Below are 20,354 nucleotides of genomic sequence, written 5' to 3'. Positions count from 1 at the left end.
TTATAAGATATACTTTGTAGCTAAATTAACACTAATATTATTCGTATTATATTAAATTTCAAACAAACAACACTAAAACACGAATGTACAAGCTACCTTACAATTAAATTATACGGTATACTTACCTGTAAGTCAACATTTTACGTATGTTGTTTGATTTTAATTATGTAATATTCGTAATTTAAAATTGTTTTTCAATTTCTTCCTTTTTTATATTACTATTAATTGCTAATGCAAGCTTTATTCTTGCCTTTTGTCCTGGTAAAGTATCCCCAAAGATTACACCTAAATCTTTAAGCATTTTTCCTCCACCTTCATATCCATAAGATTCATGTACTCTTCCTTCAAAGCATCTTGAAACAACAACAACCGGAATTTCCTTATCTAGTGCTTTTTTTATACCTTCAACCATTCTAGGCGGTACATTTCCTCTTCCTAAAGCTTCAATAACAATTCCACCAAAACCTTTTTCAACTACAAAATCAATTAATGTAGAGTCCATATCAGCAACACATTTAATAACGGCTACATCTTTATTTATTTCTTTCACTTCATACTTTTCAGATTTTTTAGCTTCTCTATAAAACATTACCTTATTATTATCAACTATTCCAATAGGTCCAAAATTAGGAGTTCTAAAAGCATTTAAAGCCATAGAATTTGCTTTTATTACTTCTGATGCAGAGTTTAATTCACCATTAAAACATACAAGTACTCCTCTACCCTTTGCATCTTCAGAAATAGCCGTACAAATTGACGCTGCTAAGTTAGAAGGTCCATCATACCCTAACTCTGAGCCACTTCTCATTGCTCCTGTAATTACAACAGGCTTGTCACTATTTATTGTTAAATCTAAAAGATATGCTGTTTCTTCTAATGTATCTGTACCATGTGTAATAACAACACCATCTATATCTTCTCTATTTAATAACTCTTTTGAAAATTCACTTAACTTTAACATCATCTCAAAAGTCATATGTGGTGACGGCATACTTGAAAAGCTATAAGACTCTATTTCTGCATATTCCTCTATACCTGTTACCATTGACATTATCTCTTCTCCAGTTAAACTAGGCACTGCTGCTTTAATTCTTTCATCAACCTTCATAGATATAGTTCCGCCATTAAAAATTACCGCTATTTTCTTCATTTTCATCCTCCCAACTTTTTACGCTTTAACTAATATACGTTTTATCCATTTCACCTTTTTAGTTTTAAACTACATAAAGGCTTTTTTAGTTTTAATTTTCAAGTTACAAATGACAAGTATTAAGTTACAAAAATATTTAATTCATGTAAAATTTAATAAATTATATTTCTTTTTCAAAAATTATTAATGGCCTAACCCTAAACATTCTATTTATATACTCTAACTTCAAACTCTTATCACTCTTAACTCACTAAATAATTATTGGCAGGTCGACACTTCCTGCATCTCTAGTTACTGAAATTCTCAGCGCATGAGGAGCCCTTTCTCACCTCAATAATCATTTATATACACAATTTCATATTATACATTTTCAAATTATTTATAGCAAATAAATTATTTATTTTCTTTAATATTAATTAACTTACCACTATAAACTCTATTTTCAATTTTTTTATCAGTTATAGGATACATAGTTGTTACATAGATATATTCTTTTTCTTCATCAACTTCAACTCCTAAAAGCAAATTAGTATAAACCCTCTTAATAAATTCTACAGCAGTCTGTCCCTCTCCATTTTTATAAATTCCAATATAGTCAGGGTCATCTAGAATTTTTTTCATCCAATCAAGAATGCTTGCCTTGGTTTTCCTATCTAATTGTTTTCCATGTCTTTTCATAATATGCTTTAGCACTCCTGGGGAGGCATATATCACTCCAGTAAACTCTATACCTAACTCATTAGCTATCTTTTGCCTTAAATATCCTACTCTTTTATAGGTACAAAATCTGCTCTCCATACTATCCCTCTTCACTATAATATATTAAGCATAATACTATCTGCTTAATATATTCTATTCTAGTAAATGGACAGTTTACACTAAAAAATGAAAATATTTTATATTTTTTTATCTTTAATATTCGTGTTTTTACATAAAAAAATAATCTACTACTAAATTATAAATATTTAGCAGCAGATTATCCCTATGTTATAGTATTATACAAATTAAACCGCCATTACCTTCATTAATAATTTTTTGAAGTGTCTTTTGGATTTTAACTTGTACATCTTCCGGCATCTTATATAACTTATTTTGCAAGCCTTCTTTTACTAAAACTTCTAATGACTTACCAAACATATTACTTTGCCATAATGATGCTGGATCTTTTTCATATTGCTCCATAAGTGCTGTAACAAGCTCTTCACTTTCTTTTTCTGAACCCATGATTGGGCTAATTTCAGTTTTAATATCAGCCTTTATAAAGTGAAGAGATGGTGCACTTGCTTTTAATTTAACACCAAATTTTGTTCCTTGTTTTACAATTTCAGGCTCCTCAAATTTCATTTCACTTAATTGTGGCGCAACTAATCCATATCCTGTTTCTCTAACATCAACTAATGCATCCTTGATTTTATCATATTCTCTCTTTGCTATATTTAAATCTTTTACAAGCGCAATTAAATCACTTTCGCTTTCAATATCAACATCACAATTTTCACTAAGTACTTTATAAAAAATGGTTTCACTTGGCTTTAGTAGTATATTAGCTGTTCCTTCACCAAGTTTTATTTGTTTTAAATCAGATGCACTTAAATTTTCATTTTGTTTAGCATCATAAAATGCTGGTTTTATGTCCCTAATCTTATCTACACTATCACACATTCCCTTAATTATTTTAAAGAATTCTTTCTTTAACCAATGATCAGGATCTAAGCTTTCTACCCATGTTGGCATATCAATATTTATTTCCTTTACAGGGAACTCTTTAAGTACATGTTTAAAAAGTTTTTCCACATCTTTTTCAGTCATATTTGAAACATCCATAACTTGAACTTCTACATCATATTTCTTTTCAAGTTCATCCTTTAATGTATCAGTTTCTGGAGAGTTTATGTTCTTGGTATTAAGTACAATTATAAAAGGTTTATTTATAGCTTTAAGCTCTTCTACAACCCTTTCTTCAGCTTCAACGTATTCTTCTCTATCTATTCCTGTTATACTTCCATCTGTTGTAATTACAAGTCCTACAGTCGAATGATCTGTAATAACTTTTCTTGTCCCAATTTCTGCTGCATCTTCAAAAGGTATTTCATATTCATACCATGGAGTATTAACCATTTTAGGCTCTTCGTTTTCTAAATATCCTAAAGCCCCCTTAACTATATACCCCACACAATCTACTAATCTAACCTTTAATTTTACATCATCATCAATTGTAATTTCTACAGCTTCATTCGGAACGAATTTTGGTTCTGTAGTATGGATACTTTTTCCTGAACCACTTTGTGGTAATTCATCTTTAGCTCTTTCTTTTTTATAAGTATTTTCAATCTTTGGTATAACCATAAGGTCCATAAATTTTTTGATAAATGTAGATTTCCCTGTTCTAACTGGACCTACAACACCTAAGTATATGTCCCCTTGAGTCCTTTCCGCAATATCTTTATATATATTGAAATCACCCATAAGTACACCCTCCTATTTATTTTTAACACTATATATATATTCCATAGTCAAAAAAAGTATACTACTTTTTTAATTTTAATAAATTAATGAAAATTCATAAACTTCAAATGCATTTGTTTTTTCTTTATCTTTTTCATTATCTATATAGTTAAAAATATGTAGTTGGAAAAGTAAATATGATATTTTTACATAATAAATAAAAAATAAATTTTACTCTAAAAAAAGAAGCTACAAATTAACTTGTAGCTTCTTTAATAATTAATAATTTTCTGCTTTTTTATCTCTTTGTAGTAATTCACTTACCATTTCTTTAGCATCCTTACCTTCAAAAAGAACTTTATATAAAGCATCTGTTATAGGCATTTCAACATCTAACTTTTCTTTTAAATCATAAAATGCATGACATGCCTTAATACCTTCAACAATCATTCCAACTTCTTCAACAGCTTCTTCTCTTGTCTTACCTGTTCCTATTAAATATCCTGCCCTTCTATTTCTAGAATGCATACTAGTACAAGTTACAATTAAATCACCCATTCCAGTAAGTCCTAAGAATGTCTCTACTCTTCCGCCAAGCTTAGTTCCTATTCTAACTATCTCAGCCATCCCTCTAGTCATAAGAGCTGCCTTTGTATTATCTCCATATCCTAATCCATCACAAACTCCAGCTGCTAATGCTATAATATTCTTTACAGCTCCTCCAATTTCAACACCAACTAAATCATCATTAGTATATACCCTAAATGTTTTAGTCATAAATAAATCTTGAACTTCTTCAGCAACCTTCATATTTTTAGAAGATGTAAGTACTGTTGTTGGAATATCAAAAGCAACTTCTTCAGCATGACTTGGTCCTGATAAAACAACTACAGGATTATTAAGTTCTTCTTCAATAACCTCAACTAATGTTTTATTACTTCCCTCTTCTATTCCTTTTGCAATACAAATAACCGGTACATCTTCTTTTATTAATCCTTTAATACTTCTTGATGCACTTCTAATTACATGAGATGGAACTGCTAATACAACATAATTTGTATCTTGTATTGCTTCCTCTAAATTATTATAAGCTGTAACATTTTTAGGTACATCTAATCCTTTAATGAACTTATCATTTCGTCTATTAACATTGATATCCTCAACAACACTACTATCTCTATCATATACTGATACAATATTTCCTTTGTTTGCTAATAAGATAGCTAAAGAAATTCCGAAACTTCCTCCGCCTAAAAAAGTCACCTTACTCATAATTAATTATCCTTTCTCTCCCTATATTCTATTTGTATTCCAGTACCACTGAAATCAAAATTATCTCTTAATTGATTTTCTAAGTATCTTTCATAAGAGAAGTGTCTGCAGCTAGAATCATTAACAAAGAATACAAACTTTGGTGGTTTTGTAGCTACTTGAGTTGCATAGTATATTTTTAATCTCTTTAATGCAACTACTGGTGGTTCTTTCATTAATATTGCTTTACTTATAACATCATTTAATACACCAGTACCAACTCTCTTATCATAATTATCATAACATTCTCTAGCAACTTCTAAAACTTTATGTGCTCTTTGGCCAGTTAATGCTGATATAAATAAGAACTTAGCATATTTTATAAATTTAAGCTTGCTTTGTAAGTCTTTTTTATAGTTATCCATAGTCTTATCGTCTTTTTCAATAAGATCCCATTTGTTTACTATAACCATTATAGCCTTATTTAATTCATGTGCAAAGCCTACTATCTTTTCATCTTGCTCAGTAACACCTTCTGTAGCATCTATCATTAAAATACATACATCAGCTCTTTCAACAGCGGCAAGTGTTCTAATTACAGAATATCTTTCGATTTCTTCTTTAACTTTGCTCTTTCTTCTAAGACCAGCAGTATCAATTAATGTAAATTTACCAAATTCACATTCAATCTTACTATCGATAGCATCTCTTGTAGTACCTGCTATATCAGATACTATTAATCTATCTTCTCCTAATAATCTGTTTATTAAAGATGATTTTCCTACATTAGGTTTACCTATCATAGCAATCTTTATGTCATCTTCTTCTTCTTCTTTTGCAGCAATTGAATCAAAATGCTCAACTACCATATCAAGCATATCTCCAAGTCCTTTTCCTTGTCCTGCAGATACAGCTACTGGATCTCCAATACCTAAATTGTAGAATTCCCAAGCATTTTCTTCATCTTTTAAGTTATCAATTTTATTAACAACTAAAACTACTGGCTTCTTAGACTTTCTTAGCATTGTTGCAACTTCATTATCAGCAGCAGTCATTCCTTCTTTACCATCAACTACAAACATTATTACGTCCGCAGTTTCTATAGCAATATTTGCTTGTCTTCTCATTTGTTTAACTATTATATCTTGGTTTTCTGGTTCTATACCACCAGTATCAATCATTGTGAAAGTATGATTAAGCCATTCAGCCTCTGCATATACTCTATCTCTTGTTACACCTGGTGTATCTTGAACTATTGAAATTCTTTTTCCTGCTAATTTATTGAATAATGTAGACTTACCTACATTAGGTCTTCCAACTATAGCAACTATTGGTTTTGCCATTATTTTATTTCCTCCTGACACGCATCGTTTATTATGCTTACTATATCTTCTCCTGTATGATCACATACAAGAACCTTAACCCCTAACTCTCTTTCTATATCTTCTACTCTTGTATCATCTAGCATGATATATTCAGCTGGGCCTAATTCATATCCTTTTCTAAACATGTTGTTTGGCATGATTAAGTACTCACTATTAATTTTTCCTTTTAATTGCCCAATAATATCAGTTCCAGTAAGAAGTCCTGCAACAGTTATTGTTTCACCAAAGAAATTATTAATAATTTTATATGTATCTATCTTAATATTAGGGTTAACGTCCATTAACTTTTTCATTCCACTTTTTACTTCTTCATAAGCAAGTTTACCTGTTGGTACTGAAAAAGTTCCTTTTATATTTTTATTTAAATCTTGAGCAGTATAATTTATGGCTTCTCTGAAACATCTAATCATTCCAATTCCATCTTCTATTTGCTCATATCCGTTATAAAAATCTTCTTCAGGCACATCTATGCCTGCAACTAAATAAAACTCATCAGAAAATCTTACAAATGGATCATTTATTTCTTCCATAAATCTTTTTTGGAATTCCATAATCATTTCTAATTCTTTTCTTGAAGTTTCTTCGTTAAATGTTTTTACTTTAACTAATCCTTCTCTATACTTCGTAACTCCTATAGGTACTACTGCAACATTGGCAACTGAAGGATATAGTTCATATAATTCAGTAATAGTCCTCTTAAGTTCTTCACCATTATTTACTTCTGGTATAAGAACTATTTGACAATGCATTTCAATTCCAGCCTCTGCTAGTCTTTTTATTCTATCATAAACAGATCCTGCAAATCTATTCCCAAGCATTTTTACTCTTAGTTCTGGATTTGTTGTATGCACTGAAATATTTATAGGGCTTATTCTATATTTAATAATTCTATCTATATCTTCCTCTTTCATATTAGTTAAAGTAACAAAGTTACCTTGAAGGAAAGAAAGACGCGAATCATCATCTTTAAAATATAAGCTTTCTCTCATACCTTTAGGATTTTGATCTATAAAGCAAAACATACATTTATTACTGCATCTTTTTGCCTTATCCATAATACCGCCACCAAATTCTAGACCTAATTCTTCGCCATAGTCTTTTTCTATTTCGTAATCCCAGATCTCTCCATTTGGTTTTTGTATTTCTAAAACTATTTCTTCATCGTTCGTTAAAAACCTGTAGTCTATAATATCAACTATCTTTTCTCCATTTACTGATAATAAAATATCATTTTCCTCAATGCCGACTTCTTCAGCAATACTATCAGGCATTACACTTGTTATTACATTTTTCATAATGTCCACTCCTATAATTACCTACCATCTCTATGATATATTAACCTAATATTTTTATTTTTGTCAACTAACAAAAAAAGAATATAGGTTCCCCCATATTCTTTATTATTACTCATTTAAGTCTACATAATCACCTTTTGACGAAAAAATTATCCATTCACAAATATTTGTAACATGGTCTCCAACTCTTTCTAGGTACTTAGATGCAAATAACATTTGTGCTCCTTTATTTATGATTGATTCATCTTTTGCCATCTTCTTTAGCATATCATTGAATAATCCACGATATAAAATATCAACTTCATCATCCATTTTGCAAATTTCATAAGCAGCTTCTACATCATTTGCAACAAATGCTTCTATTGATTTTTTAATCATTTTTCTTAAAATATCAACCATTTGCCAAATTGGTTCGCATTCTTCACCTAGTACATCAAGTTCTACTCTTTGAGCTATTTTACAAATATCAACTGCATAATCAGCCATTCTTTCTAAATCTGTAACTATCTTTGAAGTAGTAAATATCTTTCTTAAATCAGTTGCTACAGGAGATTCCATAGCCATAAGCTTTAAGCATTGCTCTTCAATTTTTCTATTTAATTCATCAACCTTATCATCATTATCCATTACTTGCTTTGCAAGGACCATATCTTTATTTTTAAAAGCTTCTATACTATTATATATTTGCTTTTCTACTAAACTTCCCATTTCAGCAAGCTCAGACTTTAGAAGTTTCATTCTTTTATCTAAAAGATTTCTTGTCATTATCTCACTCCCTACTCACTTAATTGCATTGAAATCATATTTATATTTAAATTTTAATATATACTTAGCAATACTTAACTTTATCCAATTTAAATTTTATCCGAATCTTCCTGTGATATAATCCTCTGTTCTCTTATCCTTTGGTCTGTAGAATATATCTTCTGTCTTACCATATTCAATTACTTCACCTGATAAGAAAAATGCAGTTTTATCAGCAATTCTTCCTGCTTGTTGCATATTATGAGTAACAATTACTACAGTATATTGTTTTTTTAATTGATCCATAAGTTCTTCCATTTTATTAGTTGAAATAGGATCTAATGCTGATGTAGGCTCATCCATTAATATTATTTCTGGTGAAACCGCTATAGTCCTAGCAATACATAATCTTTGTTGTTGCCCACCAGAAAGGCCTAAAGCAGATTTTTTTAATCTATCTTTAACTTCATCAAAAAGAGCTGCACCTCTTAAACTTGTTTCTACTATTTCATCTAATTTCTTTTTATCTTTAATTCCATGGATTCTTGGACCATAAGCTATATTATCATAAATAGACATAGGAAATGGATTTGGCTTTTGGAATACCATACCAACCTTTTTTCTTAAATCTATTTCATCATATTCCTTATATATATCTTTTCCATCAATTAATATTTGACCGTTAATCTTTACACCTTCAATTAAATCATTCATTCTATTTAAAGTTCTTAAAAATGTTGATTTACCACATCCTGAAGGACCTATTAATGCTGTAACCTTTTTCGATTCTATATCTAAATTTATATTTTTTAATGCTTTATTATCACCATAAAACAGTTCTAAATTTTTAACCTGAATCTCAGGCTTAATTATATTTGACATATTTACACCTCAAAATCTTATGATTTTCTTTCATTAAAATAGTTTCATATCATAATTAAAAACTATTCATTACTTCACTATACTTAAAATTAAATATTAATAATTTGCTTTATTAAATTTCTTGCTAACAAACTTAGCTAAAAGATTTAAAATAAAAATCATTACAATTAAAACTATTCCAGCAGCAGCTGCTGATGCAATATCACCTTTTTCCTTAGTTTCAAGGAATGCATGAACTGTTAAAGTTCTACCACTTGACATTATACTTGTAGGTATTTTATAAACTGTACCTGCTGTTAAGAAAAGTGCTGCTGATTCTCCAATTACACGCCCCATTGATAGTATTACCCCTGAAAGAATACCTGGGATTGCACTTGGAAGTATAACTTTGTATAAAGTTTGAAATCTTGTTGCTCCAAGTCCAAGTGATGCTTCCCTATATGATGGAGGAACTACCTTTAAAGCTTCTTCTGTTGTACGAATAATTACTGGTAAAATTATTATTGCAAGAGTTAAAGATCCTGCTATAAGCGAATACCCAAACTTTAATGTTGTTACAAAAAATGCTGCACCAAATAATCCATATACGATTGACGGTATACCTGCAAGAGCTTCAGTTGAATATCTAATTATTCTAACTAATCTTCCTTGCTTAGCATATTCTTGTAAATAAACTGCTGCTAATACACCTATTGGTGTAGCAATAACTAATGATAATCCAATAGTATATAAAGTTGAAATTATAAATGGTTTAATTCCACCACCACCTGATGGTTTATATTCACCAAATAAATAATTAAAGTTTATAAGTTTATATCCTTTTAAAAATATAAATCCTATTATAAATACTAAAATCCCAACAGTTATTAATGCTGATAAATATAATAATATCTTTAAGATATTTTCTTTAAATTTTCTCATTTTTACTTACCTTCCTTATTAGAAAGTTTAGAAATAACTAAATTTAATATTAATATGAATGCAAATAATACAACACCTGTAGCAAATAATAACTCTTGGTGTGATTGAGTTGCATATCCCATTTCTAAAGCTATATTACTTGTAAGAGGTCTAACCTTATCAAAAATAGATGTAGGTATTTGAACTGAATTTCCTCCAACTAATATAATAGCCATTGTTTCCCCAATTGCTCTACCGCAACCTAAAACTATTGCTGCAAGTATACCTGACTTTGCTGCAGGTACAACAACTTTGAATGTTGTTTCTATATGTGAAGCTCCAAGCGCAAGAGATCCTTCTTTATAACTTTTTGGAACAGCCTTTATTGCAGTAGTAGAAACTGAAATTATTGTTGGAAGCATCATAACTGCTAAAACTATAATTACTGCTAATAAACTTTGTCCTTGTGGTAAATTAAAGGTATTCTGTATCCATGGAACAATTACTGCCAAACCAAATAATCCGTATAATACAGATGGAATTCCAGCTAAAAGTTCAACTGCCGGAATAATAATTTTTGATACACCTTTTGGTGCTACTTCTGAAATAAATATTGCTGTTAACAAGCCTATTGGCACTCCTATTATTAAAGCCCCTATCGTACCATAAATAGATGCAATTATCATTGGTAATATACCATACTTTTGATTTTCTGATGTTGGATACCATTCAGTACCAAAAATAAATTGAATAAATGATTTACCTTCTGCAAAAAATGGCCTTAATCCTTTATAAAATACAAATCCTATTATTAAAACTAAACTTACAACCGCTATAAGTGCACATATTAAAAATATTGCTCTTGTAACTTTATCTACGATGTATTTACTTTTATTTTTTTTATTTTCCTCTACCATTTTAGTCCTCCTAATGGTAATAACACACTAATATTGATTCATGTTGTAAAAACACCTCTTCATGAGAGGCATTTTTACAATATATTTTTGTTATTCTATAGTTATTAATTTGTTATCTTTTACTATTTGTTGACCTTCTGAACTTAATACAAAGTCAATTAATTTTTGTCCTTCGTCAGTTAAAGTATCTTTTGAAGTTACTAATAAGAACGGTCTAGAAATTTTATAATCTCCAGCTTTAACATTTTCAGCTGTTGGCTCAACATCATTAACACTTAAAGCTGAAACTGTATCATCAATATATTCAAAAGAAGCAAATCCAATTGCATTTTTATTTCCAGCTACTGTAGTTTTAACAGCTCCGCTACCATCTGAGATTGATGCATCTTTTGTTAATTCTTCTGATTCATATCCAACAATTTCTTGGAATGCATCTCTAGTTCCTGAACCTTCTTCTCTTGAAACAACTACGATTGGTGCATCTTCTCCACCTAAGTCTTTCCAATTTGTTATTTCACCAGTATATATCTTTTTAACATCTTCTAAAGATATGTTTTTAACAGTATTATTTGGATTTACTAATAAAGCAATTCCATCATATGCTATAGTAGTTCCCTCTACTGAACCTTTTTCTTCATCCTTTAATTCTCTTGAAGACATTCCAATTTCTGAAACTCCTCCAATAACATCTTTAATTCCTGCTCCAGAACCATTTTGTTGTATTTCTAATGTAACATTACTATTTTCTTCTTCATAAATTTCTTGAACTTTTTCCATTAATGGACCTACTGAAGTTGAACCTGAAATTGAAATAGTTACTGCTCCAGAACCAGCTTTATCTCCTTCTGCTGATTCATTAGATCCACATCCTACAAATGTAGCTCCAACCATAGTAACTAATAATGCCCCTACCATTAATTTCAATTTTTTACTTCTCATTTTTATTCCTCCACTTTCATAAATGAATTTTTTATTCATATACCTTACACAAATAATATTATTCCTCTAAAGTTAAACTAATATTACTAAAATGTTAAATAGGGTTAGAGAAATGTTAAGAGAATGTTAAACTGGTATATTTTTGTCTTATTCTGTAATAATAAAAAAAATAAAGATAAGCAGGAAATATAAAAATATTTCACTACATTATCTTTATTTGCATTTTTATTATTTTTTATAATAATTATTTTTTAATTTTAACAGTAAATGTACTTCCTACTCCAAGTTCTGATTCTACACTTATATCTCCATTAAACAATTTTACAATATGCTTAACTATAGCTAATCCAAGCCCAGTTCCCCTTGTAGACCTAGATTTATCCACTCTATAAAATCTTTCAAATATTCTTGGAATATCATTTTTAGGAATTCCTATACCATTATCACTGACCTTAAATATAAAATATTCACCCTCTAAAGTTAAATTAATTTTAACAATTGCCCCATCATTAGAATATTTTATTGAATTTTCAATTAAGTTAAGTGCTAACTGATGAAATTTATCTTTACTACCTATGATTTTATTATTAAATTCATCTTTATACTCAATAGATATATTTTTCTTTAAGGCTTGACTTTTTACTATTTCTAAAACATTTTCAACCACTTCTCCTGGTTTAAAACATTCATGATCCATTTTATGAAGATTTTCTATGTTAGATAACACTAAAATATCATTTATTAAATTAGTTAATCTTTCCGATTCCTTATCAATAATATCTAAAAACTTATTTTTAGTTTCATTATCCTCTACATATCTTAACGTTTCTGAAAATCCCTTTATTGAAGTTAATGGAGTTTTTAATTCATGTGAAACATTTGCTACAAATTCACTTCTCATGTTTTCTAATCTTTTAATATCAGTAATATCAAGTACAGAAATTACAACTCCCATTGTATTTTTTGAACCACTAATAATTGGCGCCTTTTTAACCCTTAACTCTCTTTCCACTGGATGAAATAATTTAATTTCTCTTGCACCTATTTCAGGCATTTCTCTAATAAAGTTTATTAAATCATAATCTATAATACAATCTGATAAATTTTTTCCTATAATATCTTCCTTTAGAGCAAATAACTTTTTAGAATATGGATTTATCAAAATTATTTTTTCATTATTATCAATAGCAATTACGCCACTTTCCATACTTTCTAAAATAGCTTCAAGTTTATTTTGTTTATCTAAAGAATCCTTTATTTTTATTTCAAGCTGATCTGCCATATTGTTAAAAGTTTGTGCTAAAAACCCAATTTCATCATAATTATAAACAATTGCTCTTTTATTTAAATTTCCATTTGCTATTTTCGTTGTAACTTTTTCAAGTTCTTTAATAGGGTATACTATTATTCTTACAAGTTTTATTGCAAATATTAAAGATAATATAAACACAGCAATTACTATTGCAATATAATACTTTAAAGCTCCTGATGTAAATACCTTAATTGCACTTATTGACACTGAACTTCTTAGTACCGTATTGTCATCAATTTTAGTTGCATAATAAACAAGATTAGTTCCTAAACTCTCACTATATCTCACACTACTGCCAGTCCCATTTTCAAAAGCATCTATAATTTCTTGCCTATTATTATGATTATCAAGACCACTAACTTCATTATCAAACGTTACATCACCATCTTTATTTATAACAGTAAAACGCACTAAATTTCCTTTAAATTTATATAAAGATAAATCTACCTCACTAAAAGTTTCTTCCTTTGCTAAAATCGAATTATATAGTGCTAGAGTTTCTTTTGCATCATTTATTGTACTAATATTAACTAATGCTATAAACGAGCTAGTTACAATTATTAAAGCAAAAATTACAGTAATAATTACTGATGTTATAATTCTTTTTTTCATGTTTTAACAATTGGGATTAAATCTATATCCCACTCCTCTTATAGTTTCGATTAGCTTAGGATTTTTATCATCCTCTTCAACTTTTTTTCTTAAATATCTTATATGAACATCTACTGTTCTCGTTTCTCCTATGTATTCATATCCCCATATCTTATCAAGTAAGGTATCTCTAGTTAGTATTTTTCCTTTATTCCTAATTAAAATTTCAAGAAGTTCAAATTCTTTAAGTGTTAAATCAAGTTTTTTATCTTTAACATGTATTTCTCTTTTTTCAAAATCAGCTTTTAGATTTCCAAATACCAAAACACTACTTTCTGGTTCAACCACTGAAAATCTTCTTAACACAGCTTTTACCCTTGCAAGCAATTCTCTTACAGAAAATGGTTTAGTGATATAATCATCTGCACCTAATTCTAATCCTAATATTTTATCAAGTTCCTCACTTTTAGCAGTAAGCATTATTATTGGAATATTTCTTATTTCACTATTACTTCTAACTTCCCTGCAAACATCATATCCATCTTTACCAGGAATCATTAAGTCTAATAAAATTAACTTTGGCTTTTCTTCAATTGCTAGCCTTACTGCATCAATTCCATTATTAGCTTTAATTACTTTATATCCATTATTAGTTAAATTAAAGCTTATAAGTTCTAAAATATGTTCTTCATCATCTACCACTAATATTTTTTCATTTGCCATTTTCTATCACCCCAAAATTTTATTTAATATAAATAAATGAAAATAACCTTCCGTAAGTACCATTACTAGCTCTATAAGAAAATAATTTACTTTCTTTTTCACAATGTGTACAAAGTTTTAATGAATATATATTTTCATCTTTTAATCCAATAGTTTTTAAATCACTTTCTATACAAAGCTCCATGCTTAAATTTCTTCCATTAAAAAGATTTTCTTCAGGAATCATATTAAATTTTTCAATAAATTTTTCTTTTAGTTCTTCAGATACTTCATAGCAGCATTGTCTTATATGTGGTCCAATATATGCTCTTATATCTTCAACATTTGAACCATATTCTTTAATCATTTTTTCTACAGCCTTCTTGCTTATGTCATTAAAGGTTCCCTTCCAACCACTATGAACAGCCCCAACTACACACTTTACTTCATCCACTAATAGTACTGGTACACAATCAGCTGTAAATGCACCAACTATAACAGACTTTTCATTTGTTATTATTCCATCGCCTTCATTTTCAATAAATTCTTCGTCATTACCTTTATAAACAAAAACCTTGTCACTATGTATTTGTCTAATATACTGCACTTCATTAACATTAAAGTCTTCCTTTAATGATAAAAGGTTATTTATTCCCTCTTCAGTATGTCTGTTAAAGCTTCTATTCATTTCTGCATTAGAAAATACTAAATTAATCTTTTCACCTTCTAAAACCCAAAAATCTTTAAAAACCTTAAAATCATTAACATTTAAATAATTCATAATCCACCTCTATATTTCTATATGTGTATTTTAACATTTTAGATATCCATTTACCAATTAATCTATATAACTTTTAACATGATTTTAACTTTGAAATAAAATTCTATGATTTATATTTTTGAATATATAATCATTATTGTATATTAAATCCTTATCTAATCTTAAATAACAAGGTAATTTGCCTTGATTGATTTATTATATCTATAAAAAAGACTACCCATAGGTAGCCCATTTTATTTATTATTTGTTCTTAATACATTTATCTCTTCAATAAATGTAGTTATATCCTTAAATTCCCTATATACAGATGCAAATCTTACATATGAAACCTCATCAAGATTTTTTAACCTATCCATTACCATTTCACCAATTACACTTGATTCAACTTCAGTTAACATATTATTAGAAATATTCTTTTCAATATCTTCTGCTAATTCTTCAATTTGCTTTCTAGATATAGGTCTCTTTTGACATGCAATAATAAGTCCATTTACTATTTTTTCTCTATTAAAGTTTTCTCTTGTAGAATCTCTTTTAACAACTAAAATCGGAATATCTTCAATTTTTTCATAAGTTGTGTATCTTCTGCCACAACTACTACATTCCCTTCTTCTTCTTATTGTTGTGTTATCATCAGTTGATCTAGAATCTACAACTTTACTTTCATCATAAAAACAAAAAGGACACTTCAAACAAATCACGCCTTTCCCTTATAGTTATATTTGTATTATACATTTTTTTTGTAATTAATACTATATTTTATTTTCATCTTGATTGATTTCTATACCTGTTGCATCTACAATTATTACGTCAACTCCCACTTTAACTATTTTTTCCCATGGTATCTCTATATCATCCTCTTTAGAAAACCAACCTTTATTACTGTTAGAAGGTAAAAATATTGATACTATTTTATTAGTTTCTAAATCTACTTTAAAATCTCTAATATAACCAAGCTTACTTCCTGTTGATATATCAACTACCTCCATACTTCTTATAGCATTTACAGAATATAAAATTAAGTCACTCTCCATAATTATCTCCTCCACCTTAAATATGTATTTTCTTTTACCATATTTATATATATGATGTGACCTTTCATTTTATTAAATTATTTATACTTTGTTTATACCTTAAGAAGTATTTAAAATATCAATACTTGTCCACCCCTCATAATCTTAGATTATATCATCTTTTTAGCAAAAAAAATAGGACTCAAAGAGTCCTATACATACTTCCTCATATGCTTTAATGCTGTTTTTTCTAATCTTGAAACTTGCGCTTGTGAAATTCCAATCTCATCTGCAACTTCCATTTGTGTTCTTCCATTAAAAAATCTTAATGTTAAAATTAATTTTTCTCTGTCATTTAATTTTTTCATAGCTTCTTTGATTGAAATATTCTCTAGCCAACTATCATCGCTATTCTTAGAATCACTAATTTGATCCATTACATAAATGGCATCTCCTCCATCATGATATATTGGCTCAAATAATGAAACTGGATCTTGAATTGCATCTAAAGCAAAAACAACCTCTTCTCTAGGTATATTTAATTCTTTTGCTATTTGGGACACTGTTGGCTCCTTATTATTATCCTTTATCAATTTATCTCTTACTAATAAAGCTTTATAAGCTACATCCCTTAAAGATCTACTTACCCTAATAGAATTATTATCTCTCAAATACCTTCTTATTTCTCCTATTATCATCGGTACAGCATATGTAGAAAATTTTACATTTTGAGATAAATCAAAATTGTCTATTGATTTCATTAATCCAATGCAGCCAACTTGAAATAAATCATCTACATTTTCTCCTCTATTATTAAATCTTTGAATAACACTTAGAACTAATCTTAAATTACCCTTAATAAAAGTTTCTCTTGCTTGTGTATCTCCGTTTCTCATCTTTAATAGGAGTTCTCTTTTTTCCTTTTCCTTTAGTACTGGTAATTTGGAAGTATTTACCCCACAAATTTCAACTTTGTTGATAATCAAAGTCAATCACTCCTTCAGAAGTAATAACATACTGCATTTAAAATTATTTCCGTTAGAGGATTGTTTTATACTAAAGACAACCTTAAATCATTTTATTTATTTCTTTCTTTAATCTATTTATTATTTTCTTTTCTAATCTTGAAATATAAGATTGAGATATACCAAGCATATCTGCCACTTCTTTTTGAGTCTTTTCCGTATTGCCTGAAAGACCAAATCTTAACTTCACAATTTCTTTTTCTCTTTCATTTAAATTTTTTAATGCTAAAAATAATAATTGCTTGTCAACTTCGTCTTCAATTAAATTGTATACTGTATCATTTTCAGTACCTAATATATCTGATAGCAATAATTCATTTCCATCCCAATCTATATTTAAAGGCTCATAAAATGATACTTCTGCCTTAACTTTTGTATTTCTTCTTAAATACATTAAAATTTCGTTTTCAATACATCTTGATGCATAGGTTGCTAATTTGATTTTCTTTTCAGGATTAAATGTATTAACTGCCTTTATAAGACCTATTGTTCCAACAGAAATTAAGTCCTCTACTCCAACTCCTGTATTTTCAAATTTTCTTGCAATATAAACTACTAATCTTAAGTTTCTTTCTATAAGAGTATTTCTTACTTCCTCATCACCACTTGCTAATTTTCCAACTAACTGTTCTTCTTCATCCTTTTTTAGTGGTGGTGGAAGTGCATCATTTCCACCTATATAATCTACTCTTTTTCTGAAAATATTAAATTTAGATAAAAACTTATTTAATAATAAAATTAATTTTCCCATATATCCTCCTTATACTATACCCCTTGATAACAAAGCTTGGAACTCATCTTCTTTGCTCAACTTTCTCTCACATCCGCATACTATTGCATCAACCCTTGTCCAGCTATTACTATCTTCATTTTTTATCATTATATTCCCTTTAAAACCTTTAACTTCTCCAACTTCGTTTATAGTATCATATTTAATAATAAATTTTTTATCATCTGGAATATCAAATTGATTAAAATAGTTATTCTCAACAATAACACATGGTAAATTTGTTACCGGCTCTCTTAATTCATTTCCTGTATCTAAAAATCCTTTTACTAGTACTGTTCTTGTTCCTTCGGTAATATATATATCATATAAGAAATTTTTAACTAAGGCTCTATCTTTAAGTAAATCAACAATTCTATTTATAAAAATAAATACAATCGCCACAGATAACACTATATATTTTATTGAATTGTTTTCAACTACAAACGCCTGTCCAATCATATATGTGTTTTGCATTTGTAAAGCTCCAAAGCATATTCCTCCTAGCATAAAAGCTAACATAAAAAAGACCAATATCGATTTTAATACATATTTAAATTTTTTACTTTCTAAAGAAATATATATCATAATTGCAGGTATCAATAATTTAAATGCTATGGAATTTAATAAATTTACATTACAAAAAATAACTAACCCGTATAAGCCTCCTAAAACCGCTGCAATGCATATATTCTTCTTATTAAAACTAAACCTTAATAATTTGAAAGTAAGTAATAGCAAGAATAAATTAATTACTATATTTTCAAATATATAAATATCAATATATACTTCCATATTTCTATCACCTCAATATATAAATTATAGCCTTATCTCTAAATTTTTTTTGTCATTTTAACGGAGGTAAATTTATTTTTTAAACACAGTTTTTTTACATATTTTTCCCAATTATTCTTATATATAATATTAAATCTTTTATTTCATTTTTAATCACTTTTATAATATAATTATACCCTTAATTAAAAACAAAAAAATAAATAGAAATTGCAATTATTACAACTTCTATTTATTTTATATTATAATTATTAAATTTTACTTTCTTGATCTTAAGAAGCTTGGTATATTAACGCTTTCTCTATCTAAATCTAATAATGGATCATTATGAGTTGCCTTAATAGGTTCTTCTTCTTTCTTAATAGTTTCTGCTACAGGCTTTGGTTCAATTTTTGCTTCAGGTGCTGAAGTATTTACTTTACCATTATCTTCTTCAAATCCTGTTGCAATAACTGTTAATCTTATTTCATCATTTAAAGTTTCATCTATAACTGCACCAAAGATGATATTAGCATCTATATCAGCTGCTTCTCTTACTATTTCTGCAGCTTCATAAACTTCAATTGCTCCTAAGTCAACTCCACCAGTAAAGTTTATTATAACTCCAGTAGCTCCATCTATTGAAGTTTCTAATAAAGGAGATGAAATTGCTTGTCTAACAGCATCTTGTGCTTTATTATCGCCTTTTCCATAGCCAACACCCATGTGTGCTAACCCTTTATCCTTCATTACTGTTTCAATATCAGCAAAGTCGGCATTAACTACCCCTGGTATAGTAATAAGGTCAGAAATAGCTTGTACCCCTTGTCTTAACACACCATCTGCTAATTTAAATGAATCTAATAATGTTGTTTTCTTATCTGCCATAGCAAGAAGTTTTTCATTTGGTATTATAACTAATGTATCAACATGTTGCTTTAAATTTTCTAATCCCATTTCAGCATGTCTCATTCTTCTCTTTCCTTCAAATGGGAAAGGTTTAGTAACAACACCAACAGTTAAAATATTCATAGATTTTGCAATTTCTGCAACTACTGGAGCAGCACCTGTACCAGTTCCTCCGCCCATACCAGCAGTAATGAATACCATGTTAGCACCTTTTATTGCTTCTGCTATTTCTTCTCTACTTTCTTCTGCAGCTTTTTTCCCGATTTCAGGATTTGCTCCAGCTCCAAGACCTTTTGTAAGTTTTTCACCTATTTGAATCTTTGTATTAGCTTGTGAAAGCAATAATGCTTGTTTATCAGTATTAACAACTATAAACTCAACATTTCTTAACCCCTCAATGATCATTCTATTAACGGCGTTACCACCGCCACCACCGCATCCAATTACCTTTATATTAGTTAATTCCTGCATATCTAACTCGAAATCTAACAAAATAACTCCTCCTTAAAACTCTCTCTATTAGTAATTAAAATACTTTCATAATATTACTTTATTAGTTCTTCTTAATTAGCTTAA

At 28.6% G+C, this 20,354-nt stretch carries 20 protein-coding genes; all 20 read right to left on the bottom strand.

What is annotated here, in order from left to right; translation table 11 throughout:
* Nucleotides 1–181: 181 nt before the first annotated feature.
* Nucleotides 182–1,150 carry an asparaginase gene (locus HCG70_RS03625; protein WP_055276105.1) on the bottom strand — a complete coding sequence of 323 codons (969 nt, stop codon included), beginning with the start codon at nucleotides 1,148–1,150 and terminating at the stop codon, nucleotides 182–184.
* Nucleotides 1,151–1,543: 393 nt separating this feature from the next.
* On the bottom strand, nucleotides 1,544–1,948 hold the full coding sequence (locus tag HCG70_RS03620) for a PBECR2 nuclease fold domain-containing protein (protein WP_042396974.1): 405 nt from the start codon (nucleotides 1,946–1,948) through the stop codon (nucleotides 1,544–1,546).
* 189 nt (nucleotides 1,949–2,137) lie between these two features.
* The gene (spoIVA, locus tag HCG70_RS03615; protein ID WP_221697491.1) at nucleotides 2,138–3,616 is read right to left on the bottom strand and encodes a stage IV sporulation protein A; all 1,479 of its coding nucleotides are present in this window, start codon (nucleotides 3,614–3,616) and stop codon (nucleotides 2,138–2,140) included.
* Nucleotides 3,617–3,874: 258 nt separating this feature from the next.
* On the bottom strand, nucleotides 3,875–4,867 hold the full coding sequence (locus HCG70_RS03610; protein WP_154820427.1) for an NAD(P)H-dependent glycerol-3-phosphate dehydrogenase: 993 nt from the start codon (nucleotides 4,865–4,867) through the stop codon (nucleotides 3,875–3,877).
* Nucleotides 4,868–4,869: 2 nt separating this feature from the next.
* Nucleotides 4,870–6,189 carry a ribosome biogenesis GTPase Der gene (gene der / locus HCG70_RS03605; protein WP_042396983.1) on the bottom strand — a complete coding sequence of 440 codons (1,320 nt, stop codon included), beginning with the start codon at nucleotides 6,187–6,189 and terminating at the stop codon, nucleotides 4,870–4,872.
* Nucleotides 6,189–7,526 (bottom strand): radical SAM protein, encoded by a 1,338-nt coding sequence (locus HCG70_RS03600; protein WP_042396986.1) that lies wholly within the window; start codon nucleotides 7,524–7,526, stop codon nucleotides 6,189–6,191. Before HCG70_RS03600 ends, der begins: the two co-directional genes overlap by 1 nt.
* 108 nt (nucleotides 7,527–7,634) lie before the next feature.
* On the bottom strand, nucleotides 7,635–8,291 hold the full coding sequence (phoU, locus tag HCG70_RS03595; RefSeq protein ID WP_042396988.1) for a phosphate signaling complex protein PhoU: 657 nt from the start codon (nucleotides 8,289–8,291) through the stop codon (nucleotides 7,635–7,637).
* A gap of 96 nt (nucleotides 8,292–8,387) precedes the next feature.
* The gene (gene pstB / locus HCG70_RS03590; protein WP_042396990.1) at nucleotides 8,388–9,152 is read right to left on the bottom strand and encodes a phosphate ABC transporter ATP-binding protein PstB; all 765 of its coding nucleotides are present in this window, start codon (nucleotides 9,150–9,152) and stop codon (nucleotides 8,388–8,390) included.
* Between the two features lie 96 nt (nucleotides 9,153–9,248).
* Nucleotides 9,249–10,073 (bottom strand): phosphate ABC transporter permease PstA, encoded by an 825-nt coding sequence (gene pstA, locus HCG70_RS03585; protein WP_042396991.1) that lies wholly within the window; start codon nucleotides 10,071–10,073, stop codon nucleotides 9,249–9,251.
* Nucleotides 10,074–10,075: 2 nt separating this feature from the next.
* Nucleotides 10,076–10,969: a phosphate ABC transporter permease subunit PstC gene (gene pstC / locus HCG70_RS03580; RefSeq protein WP_042396993.1), complete on the bottom strand. Its 894-nt coding sequence runs from the start codon at nucleotides 10,967–10,969 to the stop codon at nucleotides 10,076–10,078.
* 90 nt (nucleotides 10,970–11,059) lie between these two features.
* Nucleotides 11,060–11,908, bottom strand: a complete 849-nt coding sequence (locus HCG70_RS03575; protein ID WP_042396995.1) for a phosphate ABC transporter substrate-binding protein — start codon at nucleotides 11,906–11,908, stop codon at nucleotides 11,060–11,062.
* Nucleotides 11,909–12,152: 244 nt separating this feature from the next.
* Entirely contained in the window at nucleotides 12,153–13,832 is a 1,680-nt protein-coding gene (locus tag HCG70_RS03570) for a HAMP domain-containing sensor histidine kinase (RefSeq protein ID WP_042396998.1), read from the bottom strand.
* 3 nt (nucleotides 13,833–13,835) lie between these two features.
* Nucleotides 13,836–14,534 carry a winged helix-turn-helix domain-containing protein gene (locus HCG70_RS03565; protein WP_042397002.1) on the bottom strand — a complete coding sequence of 233 codons (699 nt, stop codon included), beginning with the start codon at nucleotides 14,532–14,534 and terminating at the stop codon, nucleotides 13,836–13,838.
* A 19-nt stretch (nucleotides 14,535–14,553) separates the two neighbouring features.
* Nucleotides 14,554–15,294 (bottom strand): peptidoglycan editing factor PgeF, encoded by a 741-nt coding sequence (gene pgeF / locus HCG70_RS03560; protein WP_042397004.1) that lies wholly within the window; start codon nucleotides 15,292–15,294, stop codon nucleotides 14,554–14,556.
* Between the two features lie 233 nt (nucleotides 15,295–15,527).
* On the bottom strand, nucleotides 15,528–15,986 hold the full coding sequence (gene nrdR, locus HCG70_RS03555) for a transcriptional regulator NrdR (protein WP_042397164.1): 459 nt from the start codon (nucleotides 15,984–15,986) through the stop codon (nucleotides 15,528–15,530).
* Nucleotides 15,987–16,046: 60 nt separating this feature from the next.
* Nucleotides 16,047–16,328, bottom strand: a complete 282-nt coding sequence (locus HCG70_RS03550; protein WP_055276004.1) for a YlmC/YmxH family sporulation protein — start codon at nucleotides 16,326–16,328, stop codon at nucleotides 16,047–16,049.
* 191 nt (nucleotides 16,329–16,519) lie between these two features.
* Nucleotides 16,520–17,293, bottom strand: a complete 774-nt coding sequence (sigG, locus tag HCG70_RS03545) for an RNA polymerase sporulation sigma factor SigG (protein WP_042397011.1) — start codon at nucleotides 17,291–17,293, stop codon at nucleotides 16,520–16,522.
* Nucleotides 17,294–17,375: 82 nt separating this feature from the next.
* Complete coding sequence (gene sigE / locus HCG70_RS03540) at nucleotides 17,376–18,083, bottom strand: RNA polymerase sporulation sigma factor SigE (RefSeq protein ID WP_042397015.1); 708 nt, start codon at nucleotides 18,081–18,083, stop codon at nucleotides 17,376–17,378.
* A gap of 9 nt (nucleotides 18,084–18,092) precedes the next feature.
* The gene (locus HCG70_RS03535; RefSeq protein WP_055276006.1) at nucleotides 18,093–18,893 is read right to left on the bottom strand and encodes a sigma-E processing peptidase SpoIIGA; all 801 of its coding nucleotides are present in this window, start codon (nucleotides 18,891–18,893) and stop codon (nucleotides 18,093–18,095) included.
* Nucleotides 18,894–19,148: 255 nt separating this feature from the next.
* Nucleotides 19,149–20,270 carry a cell division protein FtsZ gene (gene ftsZ, locus HCG70_RS03530; protein ID WP_221697490.1) on the bottom strand — a complete coding sequence of 374 codons (1,122 nt, stop codon included), beginning with the start codon at nucleotides 20,268–20,270 and terminating at the stop codon, nucleotides 19,149–19,151.
* Between the last annotated feature and the right edge of the window lie 84 nt (nucleotides 20,271–20,354).

Origin of the sequence: Clostridium sp. K04 (genome assembly GCF_019734375.1) — a bacterium.
GTDB lineage: Bacteria > Bacillota > Clostridia > Clostridiales > Clostridiaceae > Clostridium > Clostridium saudiense.
Note: the sequence above shows the minus strand (reverse complement) of the source record. Positions and strands in the feature narration are given on the sequence as shown.